This is a genomic window from Saccharomonospora iraqiensis subsp. paurometabolica YIM 90007, assembly GCF_000231035.2.
Classification (GTDB): domain Bacteria; phylum Actinomycetota; class Actinomycetes; order Mycobacteriales; family Pseudonocardiaceae; genus Saccharomonospora; species Saccharomonospora paurometabolica.
Map to the genome: position 1 here is coordinate 125,116 of NZ_KI912187.1, position 381 is coordinate 125,496.

Annotated in this window: 1 protein-coding gene; it reads left to right on the top strand. The window is 75.6% G+C overall.

The genetic code is table 11. From position 1 onward, the window contains the following. Nucleotides 1–381: SDR family NAD(P)-dependent oxidoreductase (locus tag SACPADRAFT_RS0201460; protein ID WP_157577015.1), on the top strand; the 381-nt coding region annotated here is incomplete at both ends.

Consider the following 381-nt stretch of genomic DNA (forward strand, 5'->3'; position numbering starts at 1 on the left):
GCGGGCACGTGACCCGCGCACTGGTCGCCGCGGGGGCGGACCGGGTCGTGCTCGCGAGTCGCAGCGGCCCCGACGCGCCGTCGGCCCGGACACTGCGGGAGGAACTGGGGGAGCGGGCCGTGGTGGTGGCCTGTGACGTCACCGACCGTGCGGCGCTCACCGCCCTGCTCGCCGCCCATCCCGTGGACGCCGTGGTGCACACCGCGGGTGTCGCGAGCCTCGCCCCGGTCGCCGAGCTGACCGACGCGGAGCTGGCCGAGGTGCTGCACGCCAAGGTGACGGGCGCGTTGCTGTTGGACGAGCTGGTCGGCGACGTCGACGCGTTCGTCCTGTTCTCCTCGATCGCCGGGGTGTGGGGCAGCGGCGACCACGCCGCCTACG